This window comes from Ruegeria sp. BC1 (assembly GCF_056539305.1).
Genome location: NZ_JBQFUT010000006.1, coordinates 87,815 through 113,695, shown reverse-complemented (window position 1 = coordinate 113,695; position 25,881 = coordinate 87,815). Strand labels below are relative to the sequence as shown.

The 25,881-nt window shown below is 59.6% G+C and carries 23 protein-coding genes and 2 pseudogenes; 9 read left to right on the top strand and 16 right to left on the bottom strand.

What is annotated here, in order from left to right:
• Nucleotides 1–27: 27 nt before the first annotated feature.
• The 7 genes from ACR0IY_RS13865 to ACR0IY_RS13835 all read right to left on the bottom strand — a co-directional run bounded on the left by ACR0IY_RS13865 (nucleotide 28) and on the right by ACR0IY_RS13835 (nucleotide 8,337).
• Nucleotides 28–2,751, bottom strand: a complete 2,724-nt coding sequence (locus ACR0IY_RS13865; protein WP_480674232.1) for a DUF2339 domain-containing protein — start codon at nucleotides 2,749–2,751, stop codon at nucleotides 28–30.
• A gap of 101 nt (nucleotides 2,752–2,852) precedes the next feature.
• Nucleotides 2,853–3,326 (bottom strand): DUF2269 family protein, encoded by a 474-nt coding sequence (locus tag ACR0IY_RS13860; protein WP_480674231.1) that lies wholly within the window; start codon nucleotides 3,324–3,326, stop codon nucleotides 2,853–2,855.
• Complete coding sequence (locus tag ACR0IY_RS13855) at nucleotides 3,326–4,648, bottom strand: SDR family oxidoreductase (RefSeq protein WP_480674229.1); 1,323 nt, start codon at nucleotides 4,646–4,648, stop codon at nucleotides 3,326–3,328. Before ACR0IY_RS13855 ends, ACR0IY_RS13860 begins: the two co-directional genes overlap by 1 nt.
• Before the next feature lie 77 nt (nucleotides 4,649–4,725).
• Nucleotides 4,726–5,436: a VIT1/CCC1 transporter family protein gene (locus ACR0IY_RS13850; RefSeq protein WP_480674227.1), complete on the bottom strand. Its 711-nt coding sequence runs from the start codon at nucleotides 5,434–5,436 to the stop codon at nucleotides 4,726–4,728.
• Between the two features lie 54 nt (nucleotides 5,437–5,490).
• Nucleotides 5,491–6,480 (bottom strand): YcjF family protein, encoded by a 990-nt coding sequence (locus ACR0IY_RS13845; RefSeq protein WP_480674226.1) that lies wholly within the window; start codon nucleotides 6,478–6,480, stop codon nucleotides 5,491–5,493.
• Nucleotides 6,473–6,928, bottom strand: a complete 456-nt coding sequence (locus ACR0IY_RS13840; RefSeq protein WP_480674224.1) for an N-acetyltransferase family protein — start codon at nucleotides 6,926–6,928, stop codon at nucleotides 6,473–6,475. The genes ACR0IY_RS13845 and ACR0IY_RS13840 overlap by 8 nt, the downstream gene beginning before the upstream one ends.
• Nucleotides 6,925–8,337, bottom strand: a complete 1,413-nt coding sequence (locus tag ACR0IY_RS13835) for a YcjX family GTP-binding protein (protein ID WP_480674223.1) — start codon at nucleotides 8,335–8,337, stop codon at nucleotides 6,925–6,927. The genes ACR0IY_RS13840 and ACR0IY_RS13835 overlap by 4 nt, the downstream gene beginning before the upstream one ends.
• Nucleotides 8,338–8,444: 107 nt before the next feature.
• Here ACR0IY_RS13835 and truA point away from each other — a divergent pair, with 107 nt between their 5' ends.
• Nucleotides 8,445–9,212, top strand: coding sequence for a tRNA pseudouridine(38-40) synthase TruA (gene truA, locus ACR0IY_RS13830; protein WP_480674221.1), 768 nt, complete (start codon nucleotides 8,445–8,447; stop codon nucleotides 9,210–9,212).
• Here truA and ACR0IY_RS13825 read toward each other — a convergent pair.
• The 3 genes from ACR0IY_RS13825 to ACR0IY_RS13815 form a co-directional block, all read right to left on the bottom strand.
• On the bottom strand, nucleotides 9,209–10,135 hold the full coding sequence (locus ACR0IY_RS13825; protein ID WP_480674219.1) for a nickel/cobalt transporter: 927 nt from the start codon (nucleotides 10,133–10,135) through the stop codon (nucleotides 9,209–9,211). The genes truA and ACR0IY_RS13825 overlap by 4 nt on opposite strands.
• Nucleotides 10,120–10,755: a DUF1007 family protein gene (locus tag ACR0IY_RS13820; RefSeq protein ID WP_480674217.1), complete on the bottom strand. Its 636-nt coding sequence runs from the start codon at nucleotides 10,753–10,755 to the stop codon at nucleotides 10,120–10,122. The genes ACR0IY_RS13825 and ACR0IY_RS13820 overlap by 16 nt, the downstream gene beginning before the upstream one ends.
• Before the next feature lie 85 nt (nucleotides 10,756–10,840).
• On the bottom strand, nucleotides 10,841–11,647 hold the full coding sequence (locus ACR0IY_RS13815) for a thioesterase family protein (protein WP_480674215.1): 807 nt from the start codon (nucleotides 11,645–11,647) through the stop codon (nucleotides 10,841–10,843).
• A 137-nt stretch (nucleotides 11,648–11,784) separates the two neighbouring features.
• Between ACR0IY_RS13815 and ACR0IY_RS13810 the strand changes: the two genes are divergently transcribed.
• Nucleotides 11,785–12,720 carry a 2-hydroxyacid dehydrogenase gene (locus ACR0IY_RS13810; RefSeq protein WP_480674213.1) on the top strand — a complete coding sequence of 312 codons (936 nt, stop codon included), beginning with the start codon at nucleotides 11,785–11,787 and terminating at the stop codon, nucleotides 12,718–12,720.
• A gap of 5 nt (nucleotides 12,721–12,725) precedes the next feature.
• Here the strand turns inward: ACR0IY_RS13810 and ACR0IY_RS13805 are convergent, their stop codons facing one another.
• Nucleotides 12,726–13,082: a hypothetical protein gene (locus tag ACR0IY_RS13805; protein ID WP_480674211.1), complete on the bottom strand. Its 357-nt coding sequence runs from the start codon at nucleotides 13,080–13,082 to the stop codon at nucleotides 12,726–12,728.
• A 175-nt stretch (nucleotides 13,083–13,257) separates the two neighbouring features.
• On the opposite strand from ACR0IY_RS13805, the gene ACR0IY_RS13800 reads away from it, so the two are divergent.
• The 3 genes from ACR0IY_RS13800 to ACR0IY_RS13790 all read left to right on the top strand — a co-directional run bounded on the left by ACR0IY_RS13800 (nucleotide 13,258) and on the right by ACR0IY_RS13790 (nucleotide 15,545).
• Nucleotides 13,258–14,091 carry a bifunctional allantoicase/(S)-ureidoglycine aminohydrolase gene (locus tag ACR0IY_RS13800; RefSeq protein WP_480674209.1) on the top strand — a complete coding sequence of 278 codons (834 nt, stop codon included), beginning with the start codon at nucleotides 13,258–13,260 and terminating at the stop codon, nucleotides 14,089–14,091.
• A gap of 89 nt (nucleotides 14,092–14,180) precedes the next feature.
• Complete coding sequence (locus tag ACR0IY_RS13795) at nucleotides 14,181–14,504, top strand: hypothetical protein (RefSeq protein WP_480674207.1); 324 nt, start codon at nucleotides 14,181–14,183, stop codon at nucleotides 14,502–14,504.
• A 54-nt stretch (nucleotides 14,505–14,558) separates the two neighbouring features.
• The gene (locus ACR0IY_RS13790) at nucleotides 14,559–15,545 is read left to right on the top strand and encodes a type I glyceraldehyde-3-phosphate dehydrogenase (protein WP_480674205.1); all 987 of its coding nucleotides are present in this window, start codon (nucleotides 14,559–14,561) and stop codon (nucleotides 15,543–15,545) included.
• Between the two features lie 35 nt (nucleotides 15,546–15,580).
• Here the strand turns inward: ACR0IY_RS13790 and ACR0IY_RS13785 are convergent, their stop codons facing one another.
• The gene (locus tag ACR0IY_RS13785) at nucleotides 15,581–16,069 is read right to left on the bottom strand and encodes an ureidoglycolate lyase (RefSeq protein ID WP_480674203.1); all 489 of its coding nucleotides are present in this window, start codon (nucleotides 16,067–16,069) and stop codon (nucleotides 15,581–15,583) included.
• Nucleotides 16,066–17,484: an allantoinase PuuE gene (gene puuE, locus ACR0IY_RS13780; RefSeq protein WP_480674202.1), complete on the bottom strand. Its 1,419-nt coding sequence runs from the start codon at nucleotides 17,482–17,484 to the stop codon at nucleotides 16,066–16,068. The genes ACR0IY_RS13785 and puuE overlap by 4 nt, the downstream gene beginning before the upstream one ends.
• 161 nt (nucleotides 17,485–17,645) lie before the next feature.
• Between puuE and uraH the strand changes: the two genes are divergently transcribed.
• Entirely contained in the window at nucleotides 17,646–18,002 is a 357-nt protein-coding gene (gene uraH / locus ACR0IY_RS13775) for a hydroxyisourate hydrolase (protein WP_480674200.1), read from the top strand.
• Nucleotides 18,003–18,110: 108 nt separating this feature from the next.
• On the opposite strand, the pseudogene ACR0IY_RS13770 reads toward uraH, so the two are convergent.
• Nucleotides 18,111–18,353: pseudogene (locus ACR0IY_RS13770) on the bottom strand (LysR substrate-binding domain-containing protein); the annotation flags it as partial.
• Between the two features lies 1 nt (nucleotide 18,354).
• On the opposite strand from ACR0IY_RS13770, the pseudogene ACR0IY_RS13765 reads away from it, so the two are divergent.
• From ACR0IY_RS13765 to ACR0IY_RS13755, 3 genes and pseudogenes are all read left to right on the top strand, one after another.
• A pseudogene (locus ACR0IY_RS13765) lies at nucleotides 18,355–18,522 on the top strand (urate hydroxylase PuuD); the annotation flags it as partial.
• A gap of 145 nt (nucleotides 18,523–18,667) precedes the next feature.
• Complete coding sequence (locus ACR0IY_RS13760; RefSeq protein ID WP_480674198.1) at nucleotides 18,668–20,473, top strand: autotransporter assembly complex protein TamA; 1,806 nt, start codon at nucleotides 18,668–18,670, stop codon at nucleotides 20,471–20,473.
• The gene (locus tag ACR0IY_RS13755) at nucleotides 20,470–24,552 is read left to right on the top strand and encodes a translocation/assembly module TamB domain-containing protein (protein WP_480674196.1); all 4,083 of its coding nucleotides are present in this window, start codon (nucleotides 20,470–20,472) and stop codon (nucleotides 24,550–24,552) included. The genes ACR0IY_RS13760 and ACR0IY_RS13755 overlap by 4 nt, the downstream gene beginning before the upstream one ends.
• Nucleotides 24,553–24,557: 5 nt before the next feature.
• On the opposite strand, the gene ACR0IY_RS13750 is transcribed toward ACR0IY_RS13755, so the two are convergent.
• Both ACR0IY_RS13750 and ACR0IY_RS13745 read right to left on the bottom strand, forming a co-directional pair.
• The gene (locus tag ACR0IY_RS13750; RefSeq protein ID WP_480674195.1) at nucleotides 24,558–25,067 is read right to left on the bottom strand and encodes a thioesterase family protein; all 510 of its coding nucleotides are present in this window, start codon (nucleotides 25,065–25,067) and stop codon (nucleotides 24,558–24,560) included.
• Nucleotides 25,060–25,857 carry a cyclase family protein gene (locus tag ACR0IY_RS13745; protein WP_480674193.1) on the bottom strand — a complete coding sequence of 266 codons (798 nt, stop codon included), beginning with the start codon at nucleotides 25,855–25,857 and terminating at the stop codon, nucleotides 25,060–25,062. Before ACR0IY_RS13745 ends, ACR0IY_RS13750 begins: the two co-directional genes overlap by 8 nt.
• Nucleotides 25,858–25,881 lie beyond the last annotated feature (24 nt).

Below are 25,881 nucleotides of genomic sequence, written 5' to 3'. Positions count from 1 at the left end.
CATGGCGGGCTTATAGGACGCCCAAGCCTAATGGTCCAGAGGTTCCGCCCCCTGCGGCGAATGGCGCAGCTTGGCCCACCGGTTGAGCCACGCCAGACCGGCCAACGCCAGCCCCAGGGCCAGTAGAGAGAACACCCGGATCAACCCGCCTAAGCCCGCGATGTCGATCAGGAAAACCTTGGCCACGGCCAGGCCGATCACCGCCAGCCCCGCCTTGCGCATCAGATCGGACCGGCGTGCGAGCGACTGGTAGAACAGCGCCGCACCAATGACCAGCAAGGTCATGGTATAAGTGTAAAGCTCGGGTTGAGTGACACCGTTGCCCTCGTACATACCCGAAGCCCCTTGCCAAAGGTGGCGGATCGCCAGCCCCAGCCAGACCGCCGCAAGGGCGCTGGCCAGTCCAAAGCTGGCGCGTTTCAGCCAGATCGGAGTCGCGTGAATTCGCCAGACCGAAAACCCGATAGTCAGCGCAGGCAGCAGATAGGCCACCGCAAGCGTATTCAGCACGGGCAGCCCCAGAACAGGCTCGGCCCCCGCGCTGATAACCGGGTTTGCGTCAAACAACGCCTGCGCCAACCGCCACAGGCCATGACCGGCAAAGAACGCAGCCAGCAGATAGCGCACATAGTTCAGTTTTCCGCCCAGCTCAAAGCGCTGAACCTGTGCGTAGGCCAAAAACAACCAGATGATCGCCAGCAGCCCCAACCCCCAATGGCTGTTGGTCGCGTTGCCTTCACCAAAGCTTTGCAGCCAACGCTCCAGCAGCAACGACAGCAAAATCCCACCAGTCGCCCAAGTGGCGCTCTCTAGCAACAGCGCCGCAACGGGGCGGTGCAGCGGCCTGAGCAACAACCACCCGATCAGAAACCCCGCAGTAGCAGCGCCATAGACCAGAGCCATCTCAATCACTGGCGCAAAGCTGGCCCAGATCAGGCCGGGATTGAGCACAAGACGAACGGTGACCGTGAATACGCCAACCCAGATGAACCAGCTCATCGGCGGCAGCGTGAACTTACGATCCAGCGCGGCGGCTACGACGACCACCGCGACCAAAGCGATGGTCAGGGCAGCCGAACTTAGAACGATGACGCAGGCGAAGGTCAGGCAGGACAAAGCAGACAGCGTGACAAGCGAAGGACGCATCCTGTTCTGGCCATCTACGCGCGCGAAACGCTCTGCGAACATGACCATCAGTATGCCCAAGGCAATGCCGTGCAACGCCCACGGGTAAGCTCCGATCACGTTGGCCGGACGCCAGCCAACCTCTAGCGCAATGGCCATCGCGGGTGCAAACACAGCGGCTGCCCCGGCCCAGACCGCCGCGTGATCCGGTGTGCGCATCGACCGCCAAAACGCAGCTGCCGAGATCACCGCCCCCAGAACCGTAAGGATTGTGACCACCCACGGATAATCTGCCTCGGGCGTCTCAGCATAGGCCTCAGCGAACTGGTGCAAAACGATGCCATGATCCCAGCCGTGCACGCCAACAAACCAGACAAGGCCCAAGGCGGGTAATGCGGTCACGTCCTGCAAGGCCACCGCCTTTTCGCCCCAAAGCATTAACCCAAGGGTCAGAACCGCAAGCAAAAAGACGGCCAGCCAGAACTCACCCGGGTTATCCGCCCAATGCACCGACAGGATTGCCGAGGTTACAGCCACCGCGCCAAAACCCAGCCGGGTCGGGAATTCCGGCCAGGCGTCGCCTTTCTTTCGCTGGATGATCTGGATGATCATCGACCCGCTGTGATCCGGCCAGATCCGCCGCACAGGGATCGCTATGGCGATCACCGCTAAGGCGGTCACACAGATCAGGTACTCCGGTTCGGTCAGGGGGGATGACAGCACCAGCAGCAGGCTGGCGGAATATGCGCCAAACAGCGTCAATACCGAAACCCACGCCCAGCGCCGTACGGTGTCCACAGCCAATCCCAGAACAGAAATGACAAAGAAATACCCGTACAACCAACCCGGATTCTCGGACGTGCCGCCGACCGCGAATGGGGCTGCAAAGGCACCGATCAATCCGATTGCGGCCAACAAGGGACCATGAAACCAGCCCAGAACAAGGCCCATCAATGCGACGGCCACCAGTGCAGCCAGCGCCGCCTCTGGTCCAATCAAATCATAGAGCTGACGCGCTGCCAGAATACCCCCGAACAGCGTGACCAGACCCGCACCGGAAAAGACCGAAGGCAAATAAGCCGTCGCTGCGTCCTCATCGTCACCATACCGACGCCGGATGGCTTCACCCGCGCAGATCAACGTTGCACCGAAGACCAACGCAGCAATCACACGGGCGGCGGGTGGCAGCAGCCCGTTTTCGACGCCGTATTGAACAAGGAAAATCCCCGCCAGAGCCAGCGACAGGGCGGAAACGACATAAAACCAATTTTCACGCATCCACGCGGTCAGGGCGGCAAGCCGATCCTCGCGGAACACAACGGCCGCAGGCGGTGTCTCTGGCTGTTTTGGTTCAGAAGGCGCTTCGGTACGCTCATCGGCGGATTGCGTTTTAGCGGCAGACCACGGTGCGGGTTTCGGCGTTGTATCGGGACGCTCGGCAGGCCTCCGAGGTTTTTTCGGTGGAGGCAACGCCTGCCCTTCCGGCATGTCACTGCCAAGCGACCGGATTTGCCGTTCAAGCAGGTCAATCCGCTTACGCAAGCGCGCCTGACCAACAAGCAACACAATAATGGTCACTGGAATGGCCAGCACAATTATTCCAATGAGAACAAGCAGGGATTCCAAAGCGCGCTCCGGGTGGTTTCCAATTCAGGCTATCCGACGTGCACGATCTGTAACAGTCAGAAATCCCACCAGTTTCACAGGCAGTGGACCTTGGGTTACAGTTACCCAATCGTCGGGCGCGCAATCATCAACCAAATGATGATCAGAACCGAGGCAAAGGCGGGAAAGCCGCAAGCAAACCAGATGCGAAACAGCCCGTGATACGCCCGAGGCAGAGGCACTCCGCCATCGGCGGCCGTTTGTGCCAGATCACGCATTCGAACCTGAATCCAAACGACCGGCAACCAGAAAACTCCGGCCACTGCATACAGAGCCAGCGAGGCCAGAACCCACCCCTCGGTGAAAGACCAGCCCAACCTCCAAGCCAGCAATACACCCGTGACAGGTTGCAACAGGACAGCCGTCGTCGTGAACACCAAATCGGCCAGAACCACGGTTCCTGCGGTTTGCGCGATGAATCGCGGGTCGCCGGTGCGATGCGCGATCAACATGAAAAAGGCGATCCCGGCACCGGTCCCCAACAGGACGCAGGCACCAATGATGTGTAACCAGCGCAGGATCAGATCAGGGTCCATCAGCGGCTCTGCAACATGGGCCACGCGACAAGCGACAATGTCATCGCCGGCAGGATTTTCGTTAAAGGTCCGAGCGGGTCCAGCCACAAGATCGGCACAGTGAAACTTGCCGCCACCAAATAGATCAAGGCGACCGCGCATTGGGCCAGACAGGCGCGCGCGGTCCAGGGTCTCCACAGGATTACAAGCCCCAGCGCGATATCGACGACAGACCAAAACACGACGCTGGCCATCGCCGCCCCAGTGCCCCACCCTGCGCCTGTCAAAACCGCTGCGGCCCGGGACAGGCCAACAAGTCCGAACAGGCCAGACAGCAGCCAGAACAAACTCAGCACCGCGATCACCAGTGGCATCAGCAGGGAGATTCGGGCCGTCAGCCGGTGTTCGCGCGCGGATGCCAGCCCCGCATATATCTGCGGCAAGCTTGCCAACGAATGCCCCGTTGCGGATCGGTAGGGCTCTGGATCGCCGACCACCCCTTCGGCCATGACACGTATCGCATTGCTGCGCAGAGGAGAGCGCCACCCTAATTTCCCCAAGGCATCCGCGCCGCGCGCGGTCAACCGCGCGGCCCAGGCTGGTACAGGCATAATGATCCGGGCACGCGCGAACCCCATCCAACGGCGCGTTTCGGACAGCACCTTGGCCAAGGGTTCGGGCCTGTCTTCGACCAGATCGTATGTGCCTTGCGGGAGCTTTTGCGACACGGCCTCAATGACCGCCCGGCACAGATCCGGCATACCCACGCATTGTACCCGTGATTGGGCGTAGGCGATGGGTTGTACCAGCGGCACCGCCGCCAGCATCCGCAACAATGCCGTTCCGCCATAGTCGGATTGGCCGATGACCAAACCGGGTCTGAGTATCCACAAGGGAGCTCGACTGGCCTTCAACGCCGCATCGCCTGCAGCCTTGGTTCGCATGAATTCCGTTTCCGCGTCCAGGCTGACGCCTATGGCCGATATCTGGACCACCGCGATGCCCTTTTGCGCGCAAGCCTGCCCCAATGCCGAAATGGCACCGTGATGAACAGCTTCAAGGTCATCTGCCGGACCGTCCTGCAAGGCCCCCGCGCAGTTTACGACGCAATTAACATTGGTCAGATATTGCGCCCAATCCTCCGGTCGCAGACAGGACCGCAGGTCGCCCTGAACCAGAGCGACGTCAGGCAAAACCTGCGCCCCGGTTTTTGCGCTGCGTACAAAGGCCGAAACACGCGCCCCTTCGCCGCAAAGCGACCGTGTCACGGCGGCACCGATAAAGCCATAAGCCCCTAAAACAAGGATGTTTTTATCCGAAATCTGCAAAGACCGCACAATCACTGAATTTGTTTCAGCCAGCCTAACCGATGGCTGACCCTTGGCCAGTCATTTGCGGTGATCTGCGACAATCTTGACCGTCAGGGATGAAACAATGAGCCGACGAAATACGCAATCGACGCGGCAACCCCGCCAAGGAAAAAGGTCTCGAACCCCGAACGCCACCAAGGCGACAGGGACCAGCGGCTTTTGAAGGCTCCGATGGCGAAGAAAACACCCATGGTCATGCAGGCGGAAACGGCAAAGGCCTGGTCAACCGAAAGCAGGAACGGCAGCAACGGCACCATCCCTGCGATAAGAAAGGCAAGAAACGTCGCGGCAGCGGCTTTGAACGGATGAGGGTCAACACTGCCTAGACCGTATTCTCCCTCGATCATCAGGTTGATCCAGTTGTCGTGATTGGCGGTAATCGCATCTGTCGCCTCTTCCAGAACACGTCCCGAAAGCCCCTTTTGCGCCAGAATCTCGCGCACTTCGCGGCGCTCACCATCTGGGTAAAGGCTTATATGGCGCGCTTCGATGGCACGGATGCGACGGATATTGTCCAGCTCGGCCTTAGTGCCCGAATAATTCCCCGCCGCCATCGAAAACCCGTCGGCCAGTACATTGGCCAGACCCAGCGCTACAATGACAAAGGGCGACAACCCGGCCCCTGCCACCCCGGCCACAATGGCAAAGGTCGTGACCGACCCGTCAATGCCGCCATAAACAACATCGCGCAACACCCCCCGCCCCGGAGGTGCGTTGATCCGCGCGGCAACTTCCTGCTGGCTGTGTCCGTGATCGGTCATGGCTGGCTCCATCCCCGTTATGGGCGCCAACAGACAGGAAGACTTTGCGTCAGGTCAAGTTTTCGAAAACAAACCGCTCAGCGCCCGCTTAATCATCCCGCGTGTGGACGGCTTATGCCGGTCGGAAAATGGCAACGGACGACAGACCTCCATCGCCGCCACACCGACACGCGCACTGAGAGCACCGTTTACCAGCCCTTCACCAAACCGACGGGACAGTTTGCTGAGGACCGACCCACCCAGAATGGGTTCCAGTAGATCGTCGCCGACGGCCACGGCGCCGGTGGCAACCAGATGCACAAACACCGCGCGGGTCAGGCGCCAACTGCCCAAGAACCCGGCGCGCCCTCCATAAATCTCAGCCACTCGCCGGATCATCCGCAATGAAGCCGCAAGCGCGGTCACCACGTCTGCCAGTGCCAATGGCACCAAGGCAGTCACGGTGGCGACCTGCCGGGCGGCGGCCTCAACTTCGCGGCTGGCGGCCTGATCCAAAGGGGCCAGCAATTCATCTTCGGCCAAGGCCAGCAGGCCTGAGGCGTCGAACTGTTCGCCCATCCGCTCGGTCAGTCGATCGCGGCCCCAGCGGGTTTCCTCGCGCCCTTTGTAGAACGCGATCAGGCGGTTGGTAACGGTGCGGGCCTGTGCCAGATCGGCCTCGGCCAGCGCGAGGTCCGCTGCTCGGCGCATCCCATCGACGCGGGACAACCGCCCGATGGCGGCAAGCTCTCGCACGGCAATGATCAGCGCAACAAGGACCAAAGCTGCAAACAGGCCGGTCACAACCCACCCAAGGATTGGTGCCCGCAGCAGTAGCGAATTGACGAAATCCCACGCGGCCACGGACACGACGGCGCCAACCACGGCCAGCGCCAAACCCCAGAACCACCGCGACAGGGCCGAGGGTTGGCGCGCCGCTAATCGGGCCGCCGTCTGCATCGCCTGCCCCTGTGGCGGCGCAACGTCAGGCACAGGCGGGGCCTGGGCCACGTCCGTTGCCGGTTCTTCGCCGTCGAGATCAATCAGAACCGGACCCTTAGCCATTCTCAGCCCCTTCCCGCCGCCAGAGATATCTGATGTCTGGCAGTTTTTCATCGTTGTCCGCTCCGTCGCTGCGGGCAACCTCGGCAAAGCCGTTGCGTTCGTAGAACTTGCACGCCCCGTGGTTGGCCTGAAACGCGAACAACGACAGTTGCGTCTGTCGCGACTTGGCGTGATTTAAAAGGCGTTGCCCGGTCCCCTGTCCGCAGGCGGACGGCGTCAGATACAGCGAATGAATTTCATCCTCGTTGCGCGCCATAAACCCCACTACTCCGGCACCGGTTTCCGCCACGGTGACCCAGCCCTGATCAATCATCCAACCGCAAAAGGCGATGGTCTCAGCACAGGAGTGCAGCTTAGGCATCCAGTCATTGTCACGAGCGAAACCGTGCAAAATCTCTCCGGTTGTACCGGCATCCGTGCTGCGGGCTGGGCGGAGTGTTACGGTCACAGGCGGTCTCCGATCAGGAACTGCGCGGCACGGTCCAGCCGGATATGCGGCGGACCATCGCCCGGACGCAGCGTCAGGTGGGCGGGGGCAAAGGCCATAAAGCCAAAATCATCGCCTAGCCAACTTTCAGCCCCGTTGCGTGCCGGGCCCAGCAGGTGGGCCGGGTCTTCGGGCAGGTCACCGGGATAGAAGGCCGCCTGTTTTCCGTCCAGCAAGGTACCGCGGACACAGGGCAACTCGGCCCCGTTATAGGTGCGGATTTCCTCGGTCGTTGCACGCAACGCGGCCAGAGACAGCGCCGCCGTTTCTGCCCCGGCAAAGCTGGCGCGGTCACGGGCATCGCGGGTCAGCGCCTCCATGATATGGGTCAGGCGGGGGTGTTGCAGGTGATGCAGGTGGTCAGCCTTGGTCGCGGCAAACAGGATGCGTTCGACCCGTTTGCCCAGCAGCAACTGGCTGAGCCACGCGTTACGCCCCGGACGGAAAGCCGACAGGATATCGGCCATCGCGCGGCGCATATCCTCGACCGCTTGCGGCCCCTTGTGTATCGCGCCCAGCGCGTCAACCAAAACAACCTGCCGGTCGATCCGGGCAAAATGGTCGCGAAAGAACGGTTTCACCACTTGCGATTTATAGGCCTCATACCGCCGCTCCATTTCCCGGTGCAGGCTGCGCCGTGGCGCATGGCCATCTACTGGTAAGGGCGCGAAGGTCAATACCGGTGAGCCCGCCAGATCGCCCGGCAGCAGAAATCGTCCCGGTGTACAGTCGTAAAACCCGGCGTTCCGCGCCGCATTCAAATAGGACGCAAACTCTTTGGCCAACGCCTGCGCTTTTGGCTCATCATGGAGTTCCGAAGGCTCGGCCGCTTTGACCAGTTCCAGAAACGCCGCTGCCTCAGCACGTACGGAAACACGATCCAGTGTTTCTTTCGACCAGACCTCGTAGGACTTATCGAGCAAGGCCAAGTCCAGCAGCCATTCCCCCGGATAGTCCACAATATCCAGATGGATGGTCCGTGGCCCTTGAAGCCCTGACAACAACCCCGAGGGCCTAGCCTTAAAAGACAGGCGCAGTTCCGACACGGCGCGGGTGCTGTCCGGCCAGTGCGGCTCGGGCCCGGTCAGCGCGGTCAGGTGGTTTTCATAGTCAAACCGGGGTACCGTGTCATCGGGCTGCGGTTGCAGGTAGGCCGCATTGATCCGCCCTTCCTGCTGCGCCACAAGGCCTGGCATCCGCCCCCGATCCAGCAGATTGGCAACCAAAGACGTGATGAACACCGTCTTGCCCGACCGCGCCAGACCCGTGACACCCAGACGTATGACCGGCTCGAACAGGGTCTCGGACACGCGGTCGCCAACGGATTCGACGCCGCGCACAAGACTGTCTGCCAGGGAAGAGATGACCAAACCGTCGCCCCACTTTTATCGTTTCGCTCAAGATAGGTAGAGGTCGCAGGACATACCAGCGCTTTCCCGCTCTTGCCCGTCCTTGCGCGGCGCGTTACCAGCATCCCATGCCTAGATACGCGCTGAAAGTCGAATACCACGGGGAACCGTTTGCCGGATGGCAGCGGCAAAAGAAATTGCCATCTGTACAGGGGGCAATCGAACAGGCCCTGTCGCGCATTCAGCCCGGAGATCACACCATCGCCGCCGCAGGCCGGACCGATGCAGGAGTGCATGCTCTCGGTCAAGTCGCTCATTGCGATCTGGTAAAAGAGTGGGACCCGTTCCGTCTGTCCGAGGCGCTGAACTATCACCTCAAACCGCAGCCGGTTGCCATTGTCGCCGCTGCACGCGTGGATGACGACTGGCACGCACGTTTCTCAGCGCTCGAACGGCAATATCTGTTCCGCATCCTGATGCGCCGCGCCCCTGCTACCCATGACGCTGGGCAGGTCTGGCAGATCAATCATCGGCTGGATCTGGGCGCAATGCAGGCCGGGGCGGATATGCTGATCGGGCGGCACGATTTCACCACCTTCCGGTCGTCCATCTGTCAGGCCGCGAGCCCGGTTAAAACTCTGGATGAGCTGCGGGTTGAGGAGGTCGCAGGCTTCTCTGGCCCTGAAGTGCATTTTCACGTCCGCGCCCGGTCGTTCCTTCACAATCAAGTGCGCAGCTTTGTCGGAACGTTGGAGCGTGTCGGCGCCGGAGCCTGGTCACCCGAGGACGTCCGTGACGCGTTGGAGGCCACCAACCGCGCCGCCTGCGGACCGGTATGCCCGCCGCAGGGCTTGTATCTGGCGCGGGTCGGATACCCCGAGCCGGTCTTCGACTAGATCGCACGCATCAACAGGCCACCGGCGATAACTGCGATCAGCAGGCCCGCCACCAATTCGATTGTTGGTGCCAGCACGGATGCAAAACGTGTGGCCGAAGCCGATGCCAACAACCCGCCGCGTAAGCCGAACGACGTCCAACCGACCAGCGTGGTCACGGTCGCAGTGCCCAGTGCCATTGCGAAAGCCCCGGCAATACCGACTGCGGCGATGCCCATTTGCCAGGTCAGGATCAGCACGAACAATGCTCCGGTGCAGGGTCGCGCCGCGATCCCCGCGATCAACAAAGCTGCCTCACGCAGGCTGCCGACTTGTGCCACTTCTTCCGCGGTCGGCCCGTGCCGGTGACCGCAGTCTGAACATACTTCGTGTTCATGGCCGTGGTGATGGTGATCGTGATTGTGATTGTGATGTGCGGTTTCATTACGATGGCGGCGCGCAAAACTGCGGATTGCCCGAAACACCAGCCACAGTCCAATCGCAGCGATGGCACCATAGCTGACAGGGGCCATAATTTGCTCGGTCGCCCCTACGAGGCTTTCGCGCGACATCTGAAACACCAAAACTCCGGCATAGACCAGCACAACGGCCGTCACCGCCTGCCCAAGGCTGGACAGAACGCTGATCGCGGACAGACGCCAAAAGGCAACCCGGCGACCCAGCCCATAGCCTCCGATCAGCACCTTGCCGTGACCCGGACCAATGGCGTGGAAGAACCCATAGGCGAAACAGACCGTCAGCAGGGTTGCGACGGCTTCGGGTTGCTCGGCCCGCGCGGCGCGCAAGGATCGCGCGATCTGGTTCTGAAACTCGCGCTGCTCACCCGCAGCCCAAGCAGCCAGGCTGTCAAACCCACCACTTCCCCAAAACCACAGCAGCAAAGCAATGGCGGCCGCAACCGGAACAATCAGGTATTTGGACATGAAACGAAAATCTCGGTCGCAAAGTTTTCCCCGACCAGCGGGATATCATTTTCTTCAAGGTCGTAATTGGCGTCCAGTGTCAAAAGGAACGCCTGCATCTGCGCCAGCTGCTCGTCAATATCCGGCTCAACCCGGGTGATCTCACAGGATGCTGGTCCCGATACGGTCACAGGGCGGGTTAGGTCATAGGCCGTATAATATGTCTCGTCATAGGCTTTCGCGGTCAATGCGGTCGCAGGCACCGGCCCGCCTTCAACGGCGCGTAGATGAGTTGTCACGATGCGCCCGTCTTCGGTGGTCGCGTGCGGCTCCAGCGGGCCGGACAGAGATACCTGAGCGCCATCTGCGAACACCGCCAGGTCACCGTTATACCCTTCGACCCATTGCGCATCGAACCCGGCCAGAAACTGTTTTTCCTCTTCGGTCAAAAGGCCATCGGCATCCTGATCAAGCCTCATATCCTCAAGAACCAGCAACGAGTAGAACTCATCATACGCCCAAGTCACGCGGACATGGGTCAGTTGACCTTCTTCATCCACAATGAACTCCAACCCTGTGTCGATGAAGACATGGGGGTGCGCCATGGCCGGGATCGGCAGGCAGCAGGTCAGAAGGGTCACAAACCAACGCATGAGCAAAAGATAGGGTGTCCGCCCACGCGCGGCAATGCGTTTCCCGCCTGACGTGCAGGAACTGGCCAATGGTTCAGCCCGGTGAAAATAGAACAAGAGTTTGCAACGCAGTCCCGACAGGCCCTTCGGTATCGTAAAGCACGGATTGCGACATCCCGATTCCCGAGGATTGCCAATGGCTAATCGAATCCGAAGCCAGCCAGTCCGACACCGGCTCGCGGTGAATCTGAACAGTCAGATCGGTGTTCATGAACCCCATCTCGGTGGTCGGCGCGTTCCACGATATTCCGTTGCCGCAATCGGCCAGCGGACAAAGCGACTGAATCGGTGATGGCACCTCACCGTCCAACAGGGCCGGGGTGCGCATCCAGACCATTTTGGGCCCAGCTCCTTGATTTCCGCCTTTGGGATACAGCACCTCAGAGTTATTTGCGAAACCCGGCAGCGCGTGGCGCAGCTCTCCGATCGGGAACGGACCGGTCACCGTGTCGTCCAGGAGGGGCGGTTGCAGCGTCACATTTGGTACAGGCCCCAGATCCCGGCGCGCCAGGTGCATGGTCGTGGCGGTGGCGCACAACGTGTCGTCCAGATCGTGCACCGTGACCCGCGTTGTCGCCAAAGTCTTGGTGTGGCGCGTGGTTTCCGCTGCCACCCGCAACCCCGCTAGAGGCTGCGGCCGCAGCAGATCGACCGTCAGCCGAGTCAGCATCTTCTCTGGCCCGACCTCGGTTTCCGCTGCCCGAACGATCAGTCCGCTGACTGGGCCAGCGTGACAGTGATCGGCCGACCATGGCCCGCGCGCGGGATCGTTGCCGACAAAGGCCCCGTCCGACCGCAAGTGAAAATAAGCCTGCTGGCTCAGGTTTTGTGTTCCGCTCATAGGCTGTCCTGAAATGTTCTCTGCTCTCACGGTTCGACGACCGGGCTTTACCTTCTGCCACAGAATGACTTAGCTGCCGTCACGATGTCCTGTTCGATGAGGGGACGTCAATACACTCAAATACGAGGGGGCATGAAATGGCTTTGTTGATCGAAACCGGGCTATCCGACTGGATTAATGACAGTGATATAGCCCGCGACATTCGGCAGCTATACCCGGATGCGGATGTGCGAACGCTGGAAACCCTTGGCGATCCAGCCGACATTACCATGGCCGCCGTGGTTGTCTTGAAAGATGATCACCCCCAACACCTGCCCAATCTGCAGCTTGTCCAGAAACTGGGTGCCGGGGTCGAAACCATTGTCGGCAACCCCAATCTGCCCGCGCATGTCCGCGTGACCCGATTGAAACCGGACGCCCCGGCTCAGGGAATCGCGGAATGGTTCGTCGCTTATATTCTGCGCCACCAGCGGCATATGGCGTTCCACGAAGCAGGTCAGAGCCGCGCGGAATGGACCCCAAAAGCACCGATCTATTCACCGGACACGGTGGTTGGCGTTCTGGGCTTGGGACATATCGGCACGCGTAGTGCGAAAATGCTGCGTGCGGTCGGTTTTCAAGTCATGGGTTGGAGCCGCTCACCCAAGCAGATTGAAGGCGTCACCTGTCTGCACGGCGATGCGGCCCTACCAGAATTGTTGGGCCAATGTGATCATGTCTGTGCGATTTTGCCTTCGACCCCGCAAACCGTCGGGCTGTTTGGTGCCGAATTGCTGGCCGCCATGAAACCGGGCAGCCAGCTTTTGAACGCCGGTCGCGGGGATCTGATCAATGAGACGGCCTTGATCACCGCCCTGGACAACGGCAGGCCAGGCCACGCAGTGCTGGATGTGACCTCAACTGAACCGCTTCCATCGGACAGCCCGCTTTGGTCCCATCCCGGCGTAACGATTACCCCGCATGTCTCGGGCTGGCATCTGGGCGAAGCCTTGTCTGACGTCGCCGAGAATTTCCGGCGGTTGACCGCAGGCGAACCCCTGCTGCACGAAGTCGACCGGACGCGCGGTTACTGATTAGGTCAGGGCGTCAGAATCCAGTTGCCATTGGCATCGCGGCACCTGCGGGTTCTGACCTCACGGCTTTGTTCCGCGCCAGCGGGTTGAATGAAGTGTTGCAGATGTACGCAATTGTCCCTGACATCCCGCACGCGGATGGTACCTTTTGAACCAGAGTCCTCATTCTCCCAGGTGCTTTCCTCGCCGACTTGCGGCGTTGCTCCTGCCAGCATCGCGGCCGAGGTTTCATTCACCACCTCAAAATCCGCAGGCGTCAGGCCCATTTCCGCAATGATTCGGGAAATCGACTTGGCCTCAACGGTTGCAGTCGTAGCGAAAACGGCAATTGCCGCCAAAGTTGAAGAAATCCAGGCTTTCATGACCGCCTCATTTTGCTGAAATAGATTTGCATTCAACATTATACCGGCAGCGAACACGGGCCAAGCCCTGTTGGCCGACCTTCAAATTATCCCGAATAAACCTTTTGCGACTCGGGCACTAGGACCTGCGGGTTAACCCGCCCATAGTGCCGAAACCACCAGACAGAGGCACCTTATGGCAAAACCAACCTATTACGCGCCCAAAGGCGGGCATCCCGGTCAAGATCAGCTTTTGACCGACCGCGCCATGTTCACCGAGGCCTATGCGGTAATCCCCAAAGGTACGATGCGCGATATCGTCACCAGCTCTCTGCCATTCTGGGAAAAAACCCGGCTTTGGGTGCTGTCACGTCCTCTCAGCGGGTTTACCGAAACCTTCTCGCAGTACATCATGGAGGTGCAGCCAGGCGGCGGCAGCGATCAGCCCGAAACGGACCCGGCGGCGCAGGGTGTTCTGTTTGTGGTCGAAGGCAACGTGACATTAACGTTGGATGGGGGCGTTCACGACCTGGACACAGGCGGATATGCCTATATCCCGCCTGGCTCCAACTGGACCCTGCACAACAACAGCGAAGAAACTGCCCGTTTCCATTGGGTTCGCAAGGCTTACGAGGCCGTTACCGGTCTGCCCGCCCCCGATGCGATCATCACTAACGAACGCGATATCACTCCGATCGAGATGCCCGGAACCGAAGGGCGTTGGTCCACGACCCGCTTTGCAGACCCGCAGGATCTGCGCCACGACATGCATGTCAATATCGTCAATTTTGAACCCGGCGGCGTGATACCCTTTTGCGAAACGCATGTGATGGAACACGGGCTGTATGTGCTCGAGGGCAAGGCGGTTTACCGTCTCAATCAGGACTGGGTCGAGGTCGAAGCTGGCGATTACATGTGGCTACGCGCCTTTTGTCCGCAGGCCTGTTACGCGGGTGGTCCAGGCCGATTCCGCTATCTCCTTTACAAGGATGTGAACCGCCACATGCCTTTGTCGCTGGCTAAACGCTGACGCCATTTCGATTTTTTCCTGCGCAGGGGTTCACAGAAGGGGTTGAATCTGGTGAAATAATACTGGTTTTTAGCACTGGAGATTGTTCAATGTTACTGCGCGGATCAATGCTGGCTGTGGCGGCCATAGCTGGCTTTATGGCCTTTGAGGCAACTCCTGTTGTCGCTAAAGAGGAAACCAAGTCGGTGTTTGTGATGAGCCGCACGTGGGCCGTGACACAAGTCTCTGACGCTCCGGTCGTTTATCGTGCAACCCGCGATAACAACAACCTGAACCCCTTCGGCCCGCCGCCCCGTCTGCGTACGATCCAGGCCATCGCAGCCATCCAGGCGGCTACAGGTTGCAAGCCAATCGTGGGCAGCATGTATCAGAACATCTCGGGCCAGTTCTTTTCTCAAGTCAGCTGTAACTGATCTTGCTGCAAAACGGGCATTGAGGTCAGACCGGACCGCTGCCATAGCTTGCGCATGAGACTTGCGATCAATGGATTCGGCCGCATCGGCCGCACGATCCTGCGGCAGCTTCTGGCGTTGCCGGAGGGTTCGGATATTGAGTTGGTGCTGATCAACGATATCGCACCGCTGGACACTTGCGCCTATCTGTTCAAGTACGACAGCACCTTTGGCCCCTACCCCGGTACGGTTGATACCAGTGACGAAACCATCGTGGTGAACGGTCAGGCTATTCCTGTGACCCACAGCGCGGATCTGTCACGCGTGGACCTGTCCGGCGTCGATGTGCTGATGGATTGCACCGGTGTCGCGCGCACCTCGGATGTGGCCAGTCAGGGCCTGACGGCCGGGGCGGGCAAGGTTCTGATCTCGGGCCCATCGCCCGCAACCGAAGTCACTATCGTTCTGGGCGCAAATGAGGATCAGTTGGGCAATGCCCGGATCGTGTCGAACGCCTCGTGCACGACCAACGGGCTGGCGCCTCTGGTCAAGGTTTTGGATGGTATAGCGGGCATTGCCTCGGCGCATATGACAACAATCCACTGCTACACCAACAGCCAACCCATGGTCGACGCCCCGCGTGGCGATCTGGCCCGGTCCCGCGCCGGAGCGCTGTCCATGGTTCCTACCACCACCAGCGCCACCCACCTGATCGACGAGGTCCTGCCGCACCTCGCGGGCCGCATCTCGGGCGCAGCGGTACGTGTCCCCACCGCCAGCGTGTCTGCCGTTGATCTGGTCGCGACGCTGGAACGCGGCATGTCCGCCAGCGCGTTTGAGGCTGAACTGCGAACGGCTGTCGCCGGATCCGCTGTTTTAGGTTGGACTGACCACCCGCTGGTATCCTCGGACCTGCGTACCCGCCCGGAGTCCCTTGTGATCGCAGGCCCCGAAACACGAGTGGTCGGCGACAATCAGGTCCGTGTCTTTGGCTGGTATGACAACGAATGGGGTTTTTCGGCTCGCATGTTGGACGTTGCCCGCTTGATGGCACAGCCCTGATATTTTCGTTGACGCAGCGCGCGGGAGAGCGTGCTTCAGCCTGCTACCACCTCATAGGGCGCGTCGAACCAGACCTCTTCCAGATTGGCCCCTTCTCCGATCCGATCAACGACCGCGAACAACCCCGGAGCGTGCAGCGGCGTTAACACCCCATGCCACGTGCCCCGACGATAATTTACTGCCTGTCCGGGTGACGTGATGAAAGCCAATGGTTCCCCGGGTCGGGCATCAACATCGAGCGCGACAACTACCAAAAAGGGCTGATGGGTCATGGGAATGAACGTCTGACTGCCGTCTGGATGCCGCTCGACCATGTCCAGTTGATACGGTAAAGCCCGCGGGTTGGCGTTAACCAGGCTAACCCCCGCACGCCCATCCGAGAAATCCAGCCCGGCGCGATCATGATATCGCCCACACTGGCCCTGGTTGATGATCTCGTCCGGTTCTCCCGCGATCTCGATCACGTCACCAAACGGCGCAAACGCTTCTTCGGTCAGGGGCACGGCGACAATTCGGCGGCTCATGAGGGCAACAGATCCCGCAGACGGAACTCGGCAATCCGCTCGACCTGACGGCAGGCCTCTGCGAACTCGGTTTCGCGGTCCTGTTCGATCCTTCGCTGGAAGGACTGCAAAATCGAGGCTTTGTCATGATCCCGCACCGCAATGATGAAAGGGAATCCGAATTTATCGGAATATTGCTGGTTTAGATCGGTGAAGGCCGCGCGTTCTTCATCGGTCAGAGCATCTAACCCGGCCGAGGCCTGCTCGGATGTGCTTTCCTGCGTCAGTCGTTTCGCCTGCGCGAGCCTACCCGCAAGATCAGGGTGCGCCGTCAGCACGCCCAAACGCTCTTTGTCCGAGGCCGATCGGAACACGCGGGACAGAGCATTGTGTAATCCACCCGCCGTGTCATGCACCGGTCCAAGCTCCAGATCAAATGCACGCTCCGCGATCCAGGGCGAATACTCAAAGATACCACCATAGGCCGCGACAAACGCCGCCCTATCCATCTGCGAAGGGCGCGTGCGGGGTACCGGCGGGTGCTGTGCTGCCCAGTGTTCCGCAATTTGCAGTCGCGTTGCGAACCAGACGTCCGAATGCCCGCGCGCATAGTCCAGGAACCGTCTCAATGCCATCACCCGCCCCGGACGTCCGGCCAGACGGCAGTGCAGTCCAATAGACAGCATCTTTGGTGTTCCTGCCTCCCCTTCGGCATAGAGCGCATCGAAACTGTCCTTGAGATAACAGAAGAACTGATCACCCGCATTGAACCCCTGCGGTGTCGCAAAACGCATGTCGTTGCAATCCAGTGTGTAGGGAACAATCAACTGATCACGACCACCGGTGGTTACCCAATAGGGCAGATCATCAGCGTAGGAATCCGCGACATAGTCAAATCCACCGTCTTCGGCCACCAGCCGTACCGTATTCTCGGAACAGCGCCCCGTGTACCAGCCGCGCGGACGCTCTCCTACAACCTCTGAATGCAGGCGAATGGCTTCGTTGATCTGGGCGCGCTCTTCGTCCTCTGGCATGTCCTTGTGTTCGATCCACTTGAGACCATGACTGGCAATTTCCCAGCCCGCACCTTTCATTGCAGCCACCTGATCGGGCGAGCGGGCCAGCGCGGTCGCCACTCCATAAACGGTGATTGGAGTATCTATTAACAGACGATGCAGCCGCCAGAACCCTGCGCGCGACCCGTATTCATAGATCGACTCCATGTTCCAATGACGCTGACCCGGCCACGGAGCCACGCCGACAACTTCGGACAGAAACGCCTCGGATGCCGCGTCACCATGCAACACGCAGTTCTCTCCACCCTCTTCGTAGTTCAGCACGATCTGTACGGCCAGCTTGGCACCTCCGGGCCAACGAGCGTCGGGGGGATTGGCACCGTATCCGATCAGGTCGCGAGGGTATCTTGGCGGCTGCATAGTCTCTTCCGTAATTGGGTGCTTCATCAGCCTTAGCCCAAAAACGCGCTTGGTATTATCGATCTAATCCGAACACTGTTTCCGGTTCTTTCGGCATTTCCACTATTTTGAACTTTGCGTCAGACTATGGCAAAGCAAAAAGCAAATCATAGGAGACCCCCGTGACTGGCTATTTGACAACTCATGTACTGGACACGGCACGCGGCTGTCCGGCCGAAGGTTTGAAAATCACCCTGTATGAAATCTCGGGCGAAACACGGCGCATATTGGCGGAAATGGAAACCAACTCCGACGGTCGTACTAACAGCCCGATCCTGCCGCAGGACACTTTCCAAACCGGAACGTATGAACTGATCTTCTTTGCCGGAGATTACCTGCGCGCAACCGGTCAGGACGGGGACGGTCCGTTGTTCCTGGATCAAGTACCAATCCGATTTGGCATATCGGACGCAGACGCGCACTACCACGTTCCGCTGCTATTATCGCCCCACGGCTATTCCACCTATCGGGGCAGCTGAGGCAGTACGGAACCACTCCCGCCAGTCAGCCGCCCCTGACGGGACGCTCCTGTTGGGCCGGGCGCCACGCCTTGCAGGCGTGGCGCGCTCGCATTTTGTTGTACGCTTTCATATCAATTTGCCAACCCGCACAATCATGAAATCCATGAACAGGCGCGCTTTTGGGTCTTGTTGGCGGCGATGGGTGTAAAGGCACGCCATCTGGACCGGAACCGGTGGTGTATCCACGGCGACTGGCACAAGACGCCCTGCGCTCAAATGCTCGGCCACTTCGAACACCGGCTTCTTCGCAATACCCTGCCCGGGCAAACTCCAGGCGGTCAGAACATCCCCGTCATCACATTCGAAATGTGCCCCTAATGGCGTTTCGCTGGAATCCGAAGGGGATATCGCCCGCAATGCACAGCAAATCTTTTTGCAAACTGGCGTTAGCTACGCCATGCCGCCCGCCAATGTGACCTACATGGAACCCGAAGATCGCGAGGCGATCATTCGCTGGTTCCGCAATGCCGGGTCCTGACCACCACATAACCTGATAATTCAGCGATTCCATCGATAAGTTCTTTCCCTGCGTGGAAACTGATGCTCTAACATGAATGTAACGAGCCGTTGCTTTGCATAAGACGGCAAAATTTATTTCGACTTGGGGCAGTTGGAGCCATTCGATGCAGAGGAGCAGGCCACGGGCTTTCGTGAATTATTGCCTTGTTGGTGCAATTTCTACTGTCTTTCCTACGTCTCTGGCCGCTTTGGAAACAACCCTGAACGCACCGGGTGCGCCAAAGGCCCTTGTCGAGCGGATCGAAGAAACGTCCTCGGTCGCTACGGCTGAGGATCGAGGGTTGGACACCCCGCTGGAAATCCTTTCGGCCGCCCTGTCGGATTACCGGACCATCGTTCAAATTCTGTATGATGAAGGCTACTTCAGCCCCGTTGTTAGCATCAAACTGGATGGTCAGGAAGCTGCCGAGATGAGCTCGCTGACCGTGCCTAATGCAATCAATCGTGCCGTCATCACGGTCGACACTGGCCCGACCTTCACCTTCGGATCGGCCATAGTTGCACCCGTTGCACCAGACACCGAACTGCCAGAGGGGTTCGCCCTCGGAAAACTGGCAACAACCGGCGCGATCCAACAGGCGACCTCGGCCGGGGTTCAGGGCTGGCGGGATGTTGGTCACGCTAAGGCCGCAGTCGAAGGCCAGAAGGTCACCGCCCGACACGCGCAGAGAAAACTGGATGCCGAGATCGATCTGGAACCGGGGCCGCGCCTGACATTTGGCAAGATGTTCATCAAGGGTGATACCGATGTGCGGCACAGGTCCATAGAAAAGATCGCCGGGTTCCCTGAAGGCGAGGTGTTTTCACCCGCGAAAATTCAGAAGGTCGGCACTCGGCTGCGCCGTACCGGCACATTCAACGTGGTTGCGATCGAAGAGCATGAAACACCAAACCCCGACGGCACACTGGACTTCGACGCCACGTTCGAAGACCTGCCGAAACGGCGCCTGACCTTCGGGGTGGAACTGGCTTCGCGCGACGGGGTGGATGTCACTGCGACCTGGACTCACCGCAACGTCTTCCGGCGGGCCGAGCGGCTGCGCTTTGAAGCAGCGCTGCGCAACATCGGAGGGGCTGAAAACCTCGACGGTCGCCTTGGCCTGCGCCTGGATCAGCCGGATCGGCTGGGCCCGGATGACAACACATTCTGGAGCGCCCTGCTGGAGCGGCGGGATACCGATAATTACAACGTCTCGGTGGCCTCGTTAGCCTATGGTGCGCGCCGCACATTCTCGGACCGCCTGTATGCCGAAGCGTCTGCAGGTTTTCAGTGGTCGGACGCCGATGACGCCTATGGCAGCGGTCGTAAGTTCCGCTACTTCATCGTTCCGTTTCGGTCCGAATGGGATGAGCGCGACAGCAAGGTCAGCGCCACACGCGGCTATTATCTTGATTCTCAGGCCATGCCTTTTCTCGGCATTTCAGAAACGGAAACCGGTCTGCGGCTGTTCTTTGACGGACGGGCCTATACCAGCCTGAACACGGGTGGACGGCTTGTTCTGGCTGGACGGGTACAGTTGGGGTCGGTGCTCGGTCCGTCACCGGATGCCGTGACACCGGACTTCCTGTTCTTCTCGGGCGGTGCCGGAACCGTGCGTGGACAGCCGTTTGAAAGCCTCGGGATACCTGTTGGAACCGGCGTTGCGGGCGGTAAATCATTCCTTGGGCTATCTGGTGAGGTCCGTGGCAAGATCACCGACACGATATCGCTTGTCGGGTTCTATGATTACGGTACGGTGGACACGTCGTCATTCATCGGCAGCGGTGCAGAGTACCATTCTGGCGCTGGCCTCGGGGTACGGTACGATCTGGGCGGGTTCGGCCCGCTGCGCCTTGATCTGGCCGTACCGGTTCAGGGCAGCACCGGCGACGGATTGCAGTTCTATATCGGGATCGGGCAGGCATTTTGATACGGCGTTACTCATATCCTGTTCTGACAACGGTGCTGATCCTGACGGCATCCCCCGTTATCGCCCAGGAAGATGAGAGCGGCGGTAGCATGATCGAGCGATTCCTGCAGGATACGCTGTCGGGCGATGATCAAAATGTCACCGTCAAGGGCCTGCAAGGCGCGCTGAGCGCACGCGCCACGATTGAAGAGATCACCGTTTCGGACGACGAAGGCGTCTGGCTGACCATCAAGGAAGCCGTGCTGGACTGGAACAGGCTGGCCTTGATCCGAGGACGATTTTCAGTCAACGCACTGACTGCGCAGGAAATTGATATTGCCCGAGCACCCGGTACAACCACCAAAGATGAACCGGCACCCTCGGCCGAAACGCAGCCCTTCCAGCTGCCCGAACTGCCCGTGTCCATCGAGATCGGCGAGATCAAGATAGATGAAGTGTCACTGGGCGAACCCCTGATCGGGGTAGCCGCTGATTTGTCAGTGACCGGGAACTTGTCCTTGGCCGATGGCACGCTAGACACCAATTTGGACGTAACCCGGCTGGACCGGGCGGGCGACGAAATAACCCTGACCGCCGGGTTCCAGAATTCGTCGCGCGAGGTCAATCTTGACCTGCAGGTGACCGAAGCTTCGGGTGGCCTGATTTCAACAGCGCTGAAGATACCGGACAGCCCGCCGATAGGATTGTCCGCCAAAGGCGCAGGACCGTTGACCGATTTTACCGCGGATATCGCCCTGAGCAGCGACAATCAACAAAGAGTGACCGGGCAGGTTCAACTGCGGACGGCCGAAAGCGGTGCCGCGGACGGGATCGCCTTCACCGCCGATCTGGGCGGCGACCTGACACCATTCATGGCCGAAGATCTGGACCCGTTCTTCGGGCCGAAAACACGCCTGTTCGTGGATGGTCAGACTCAACCCGAAGGCGCTTTGGACATCTCAGATCTGGAGCTCACCACTCAGGCCCTAAACCTGAAGGGCGAGTTGCAACTGGCCGAAGGTGGCACCCTGCAACTGGCGGCGCTGCAAGGCCGGATCACTCCGCCCGACGGGAACGTCGTCGTGCTGCCTGTTGCAGGCGGGGAAACCTCGATCGAAGCCGCACAGATTTCCGCTCTGTTCGATCAGAAAAACGGCAACCTTTGGGATCTGAGCCTGACAGCAAATGCGTTTGCATCGCCGCAAGCGAAACTGGACAGCGCGAGAATTACGGCTCAGGGCACCTTAGAACAGGGAGATGTTTTCGGCGTTGAAGGCGACCTTCAGGCTACGGTGACCGGAATTGACCTGAGCGACCCGGCCCTAAACACAGCTTTGGGCGACCGTGTCACTTTGGATGGGCTGTTCGATTATGGCAGTGACCAGTCCCTGAACCTGTCGGGGTTCGAACTGGTGGGATCAGACTACAATCTTGCGCTGGATGCGTTGATCAACGGGTTGAACAGCGGCCTAACCGTCGACGGTTCTGCTGAACTCGAGGCGTCCGACCTGTCACGGTTCTCGGAACTGGCACAGATGGACCTTGGCGGGACGGCGTCAGCCCGGGTCGAGGGCAAAGGTTCACCGCTGGAAGGCAGCTTTGACGGCAAAATAATGGTCGAAGGCCGCAATCTGGTCACCGGGCGCGACGATATCGACCCAGTGATCAAGGGCGAGACCACGATCACTCTGGACGGCAGCCGCGGCAACGACGGCATCACCATCCGTGAGTTCGACCTGAACAGCGAAGCCGCACAGGCACGCGCAAGCGGCGACGTCACCACGCCGAACGGCAACCTAACCATTGATGGACAAGCCAGTGTCAACGCGCCCGACCTTTCGGTCTTTTCGGGGTTGGCAAAACGCGATCTGGGTGGGTCACTGCAGGCCGAACTGAACGGCAAAGGCACGGTGCAAACACTGGAATTCGACGGCACCGCCAGCGCCATCGGGCAAGACATCAAAACAGGTATGTCCGATATTGATCCCCTGTTGACTGGCAAAACCACGATCACATGGGACGGCGCCCGCACAGCCGACCAAATTGAGATCCGCAAAGCAACCGTTAATGGCACTGCGCTGACCGCACAGGTCGCGGCAACGATTGACGACCCGTCCGGAAATCTGGCGGTGGACGGCAACGCCCGCGTGAACGCCCCCGACCTTTCACTTTTCTCGGGTCTGGCCAAGCGCGATCTCGGCGGATCGATCTCGGCGAATGTTCAGGGCAACGGGGGTTTATCCAGCCGCACTTTCGATATTCAAGGTGACGTTGAGGCCGACAACATTCAGAGCGGTATCGAGCTGGTCGACAATCTGATTCAAGGCCGCACAACCCTGAAAGTCGATGCCGAAAACGGCGAGGAAGGGTTGGACATTCGTACCTTCCGCCTGAATGGAACCGCACTTACGGCCAATGCGTCTGGCAAACTGGATCGCGATGCGGGCGGGCTGGACTTCTCGGCCAAGCTTGACGATTTGTCGCGAGTCATCAGTGCGCAGTCCGGGCCGCTAACACTGGAAGGGAATGTTGCACCAGCCGGATCGGGGCTGGAGGGTAAGGTAAGGTTGAAAGGGCCGGACAGTTCCTATGCGGCCCTGTCCGGCACAGTAAACACCGATGGTGCGGCAGACCTTGAATTTGACGCCAACCTGAACAAGATTGAGCGTTTCGTTCCTGATTTCCCAGGCACCATCGCCGCAAAAGGAACTGCCAAACGCAACAAAGGTGTCTGGACAATTGACAGTTCGGTCAATGGCCCGGCCGAAATCAACAGCTCCCTTGCTGGGACATTTGACGAAAACAGCGGCGAAGCCGACATTCAGGGGCAAGGCAGCGTCAATCTGGGCATCGCCAACATCTTTATCTCTCCCAACAAGATCGAAGGTACAGCCCGCCATAATTTGCAGCTGAAAGGGAAACCAGAGCTAAGCTCTCTCAGCGGGTCGATCACAACCTCGGGCACATCGTTGGCCATACCCGGGGCCGGGCAGACGATCACAGGGATCAGCGGTTCGGTCGATCTGGCGCAAAGCCGGGCGACGATTTCGCTGAACGGCGGCGTCCGCGCAGGAGGAGGTTTTACGGTCGCAGGACCGGTGGACCTGACACCGCCGTTCAATGCCAACATCACGACCCGGCTCGACAACCTCGTTCTGACGGATCAGCTATTGTACGAAACAACGCTGAACGGCGAAATCACCATGGCCGGTGCCTTGGCGGGAAACAGCTCTCTTTCCGGGCAAATCACCTTCGAAGAGACCAATATCAACTTGGCAGCCGCTGCTGGTGCCGTCGGGGCAGCTCCCATCCCCGAAATCACGCATGTCAACGAAAGTGCAGCCGGCTTCCTGACCCGTGAACGCGCCGGGTTGGTCGCAAAAGAGGGTTCGTCCAACAGCGATTCCCGCATCGCGCTGGACATCAGCCTAATTGCACCCAAAGCCGTATTCGTACGCGGACGGGGCGTAAACGCGGAACTTGGAGGTCGGCTGTTCATCGGCGGCACCACCACCTCGGTCATCCCATCCGGCCAAATCGAATTGATCCGGGGCAACTTTGACATTCTGGGCCGTAGGTTGGCCCTGACCAAGGGCATAGTCACCCTGCAAGGCGACCTGACGCCTTATATCGAGTTCGAGTCCTCCACCAGCACATCAGACGGGACCGCCACCATAGAGATCGCCGGTCCGCTGGACGCGCCTGAGGTCGACGTCTTTTCCGATCCCGAGCGCCCGGCGGAAGAGGCGCTGGCCATGTTGCTGTTTGGTAACCGGTTCTCGGAATTGTCGCCCTTTGTGATTGCACAAATGGCCGCGTCTCTGGCGCAGCTGAGTGGCGCGGGGGGCGACGCAACCAAGGGCCTGCGGGACTCGACCGGCGTTGACACGGTGGATATAGGAGCCAGCGCAGGAGGTGCGGGCCGTCTGGGCGCCGGGGCCTATCTGAGCGACAACCTCTACACCGATTTCACCGTCAACACAGAAGGCGACACCGAGGTAAACCTGAACCTTGATGTCACCGACAATTTCACAGTGCGCGGAACGGTCGATGGGCGCGGCGAAACTGGTCTCGGGCTGTTTTTCGAACGCGACTACTGAATGTGCTACTTGCGCCGGATGCCAATCGGCTGGCCGATCTGCGGTGCGGGTTCCAGCGCGGCATGATCGCGAACCATCCTCGCCAACCGTGCAGCGGCCCATTCGGGATAGGGAACTGATCGCCCGGTCGCGTGGCTGACATTCAAGAACAGCGCCTCTTGCGTGGCGCATACTGCACCGTGTTCGGACAGCATCTGCGTGAAGTAGTGTCCGCGTTTCTGATCAGAATCCAGCATGCGAAAGCGGAACCAGAAGGGTTCGTCCTGTTGCACCTCTTGCAAAAAACTCATGTGAGATTGCAGTACATATGGCCCCTGCCCCAACGCAGCGACTTGTACCTCACCCAAACCGAGGTGATCGACCATCACCTTTTCAAGCGCCATATCGAACGCAACACCATTAAACCCCACATTCATATGGCCGTTATAGTCAATCCATTCCGGCAAAACCGAAAAGCCGCGGATTTCGACCGGCGCATCGTAAGGGCCATCATGACCGCTGATAGGTTTAGTCATCACCAGCCTCATCCCCGTTTTCAAAGATCGCAACGGCGCGCACAAAACCCGCCGATGCACCTTTAATCTTGAACGGAAAACATGAGATTTCAAATCCCGTCGGCGGCAGATCTTCGAGATTGGTCAGTTTCTCGATATGGCAATAGCCAATCTCGATTGAGGCACGGTGTCCTTCCCAAATGATCGAGGGGTCGCGTGTTTCAGCATATTCCTGAGCCGTCAGTGGAAAGGGCGCATCCCAGCTCCAGGCGTCAGTGCCGGTCACACGCACGCCGCGTTCGGTCAGGTACAAGGTCGCCTCGCGACCCATACCGCAGCCCCTCATCAGGTAGTCGGGCTGCCCGTACTGCGTCCCGGCTGAGGTATTCACAACAACGATGTCCAACGGCTGCAATTTATGGCCAATGCGCTTCAACTCGGCCTCGACGTCAGCAGCCGTCACGACATACCCATCCTCGAAGTGGCGGAAATCCAGCTTCACGCCGGGGTTCATACACCATTCCAGGGGCACCTCGTCGATTGCGATTGCCCGTTCGCCGTTGTTCATGGTCGAATGGTGATGATAGGGCGCGTCCAGATGAGTGCCATTATGCGTGGCGATCTGAAGCCGTTCTATGGCCCATCCCTCTCCACCCGGCAGATCGTCTTTTTGCAGGCCGGGGAAAAAGGACATGACCTGTTCGGCAGTTTGATCATGTGTCAGGTATTCAATTTCCGGAAGCATGATCGGAGGATCGGAAACGATCCCGGTTTCCAGCGGGACGGACAGATCTACAAAACGGCGGGCCATGTACACCTCCTGGGTCAAAGACCG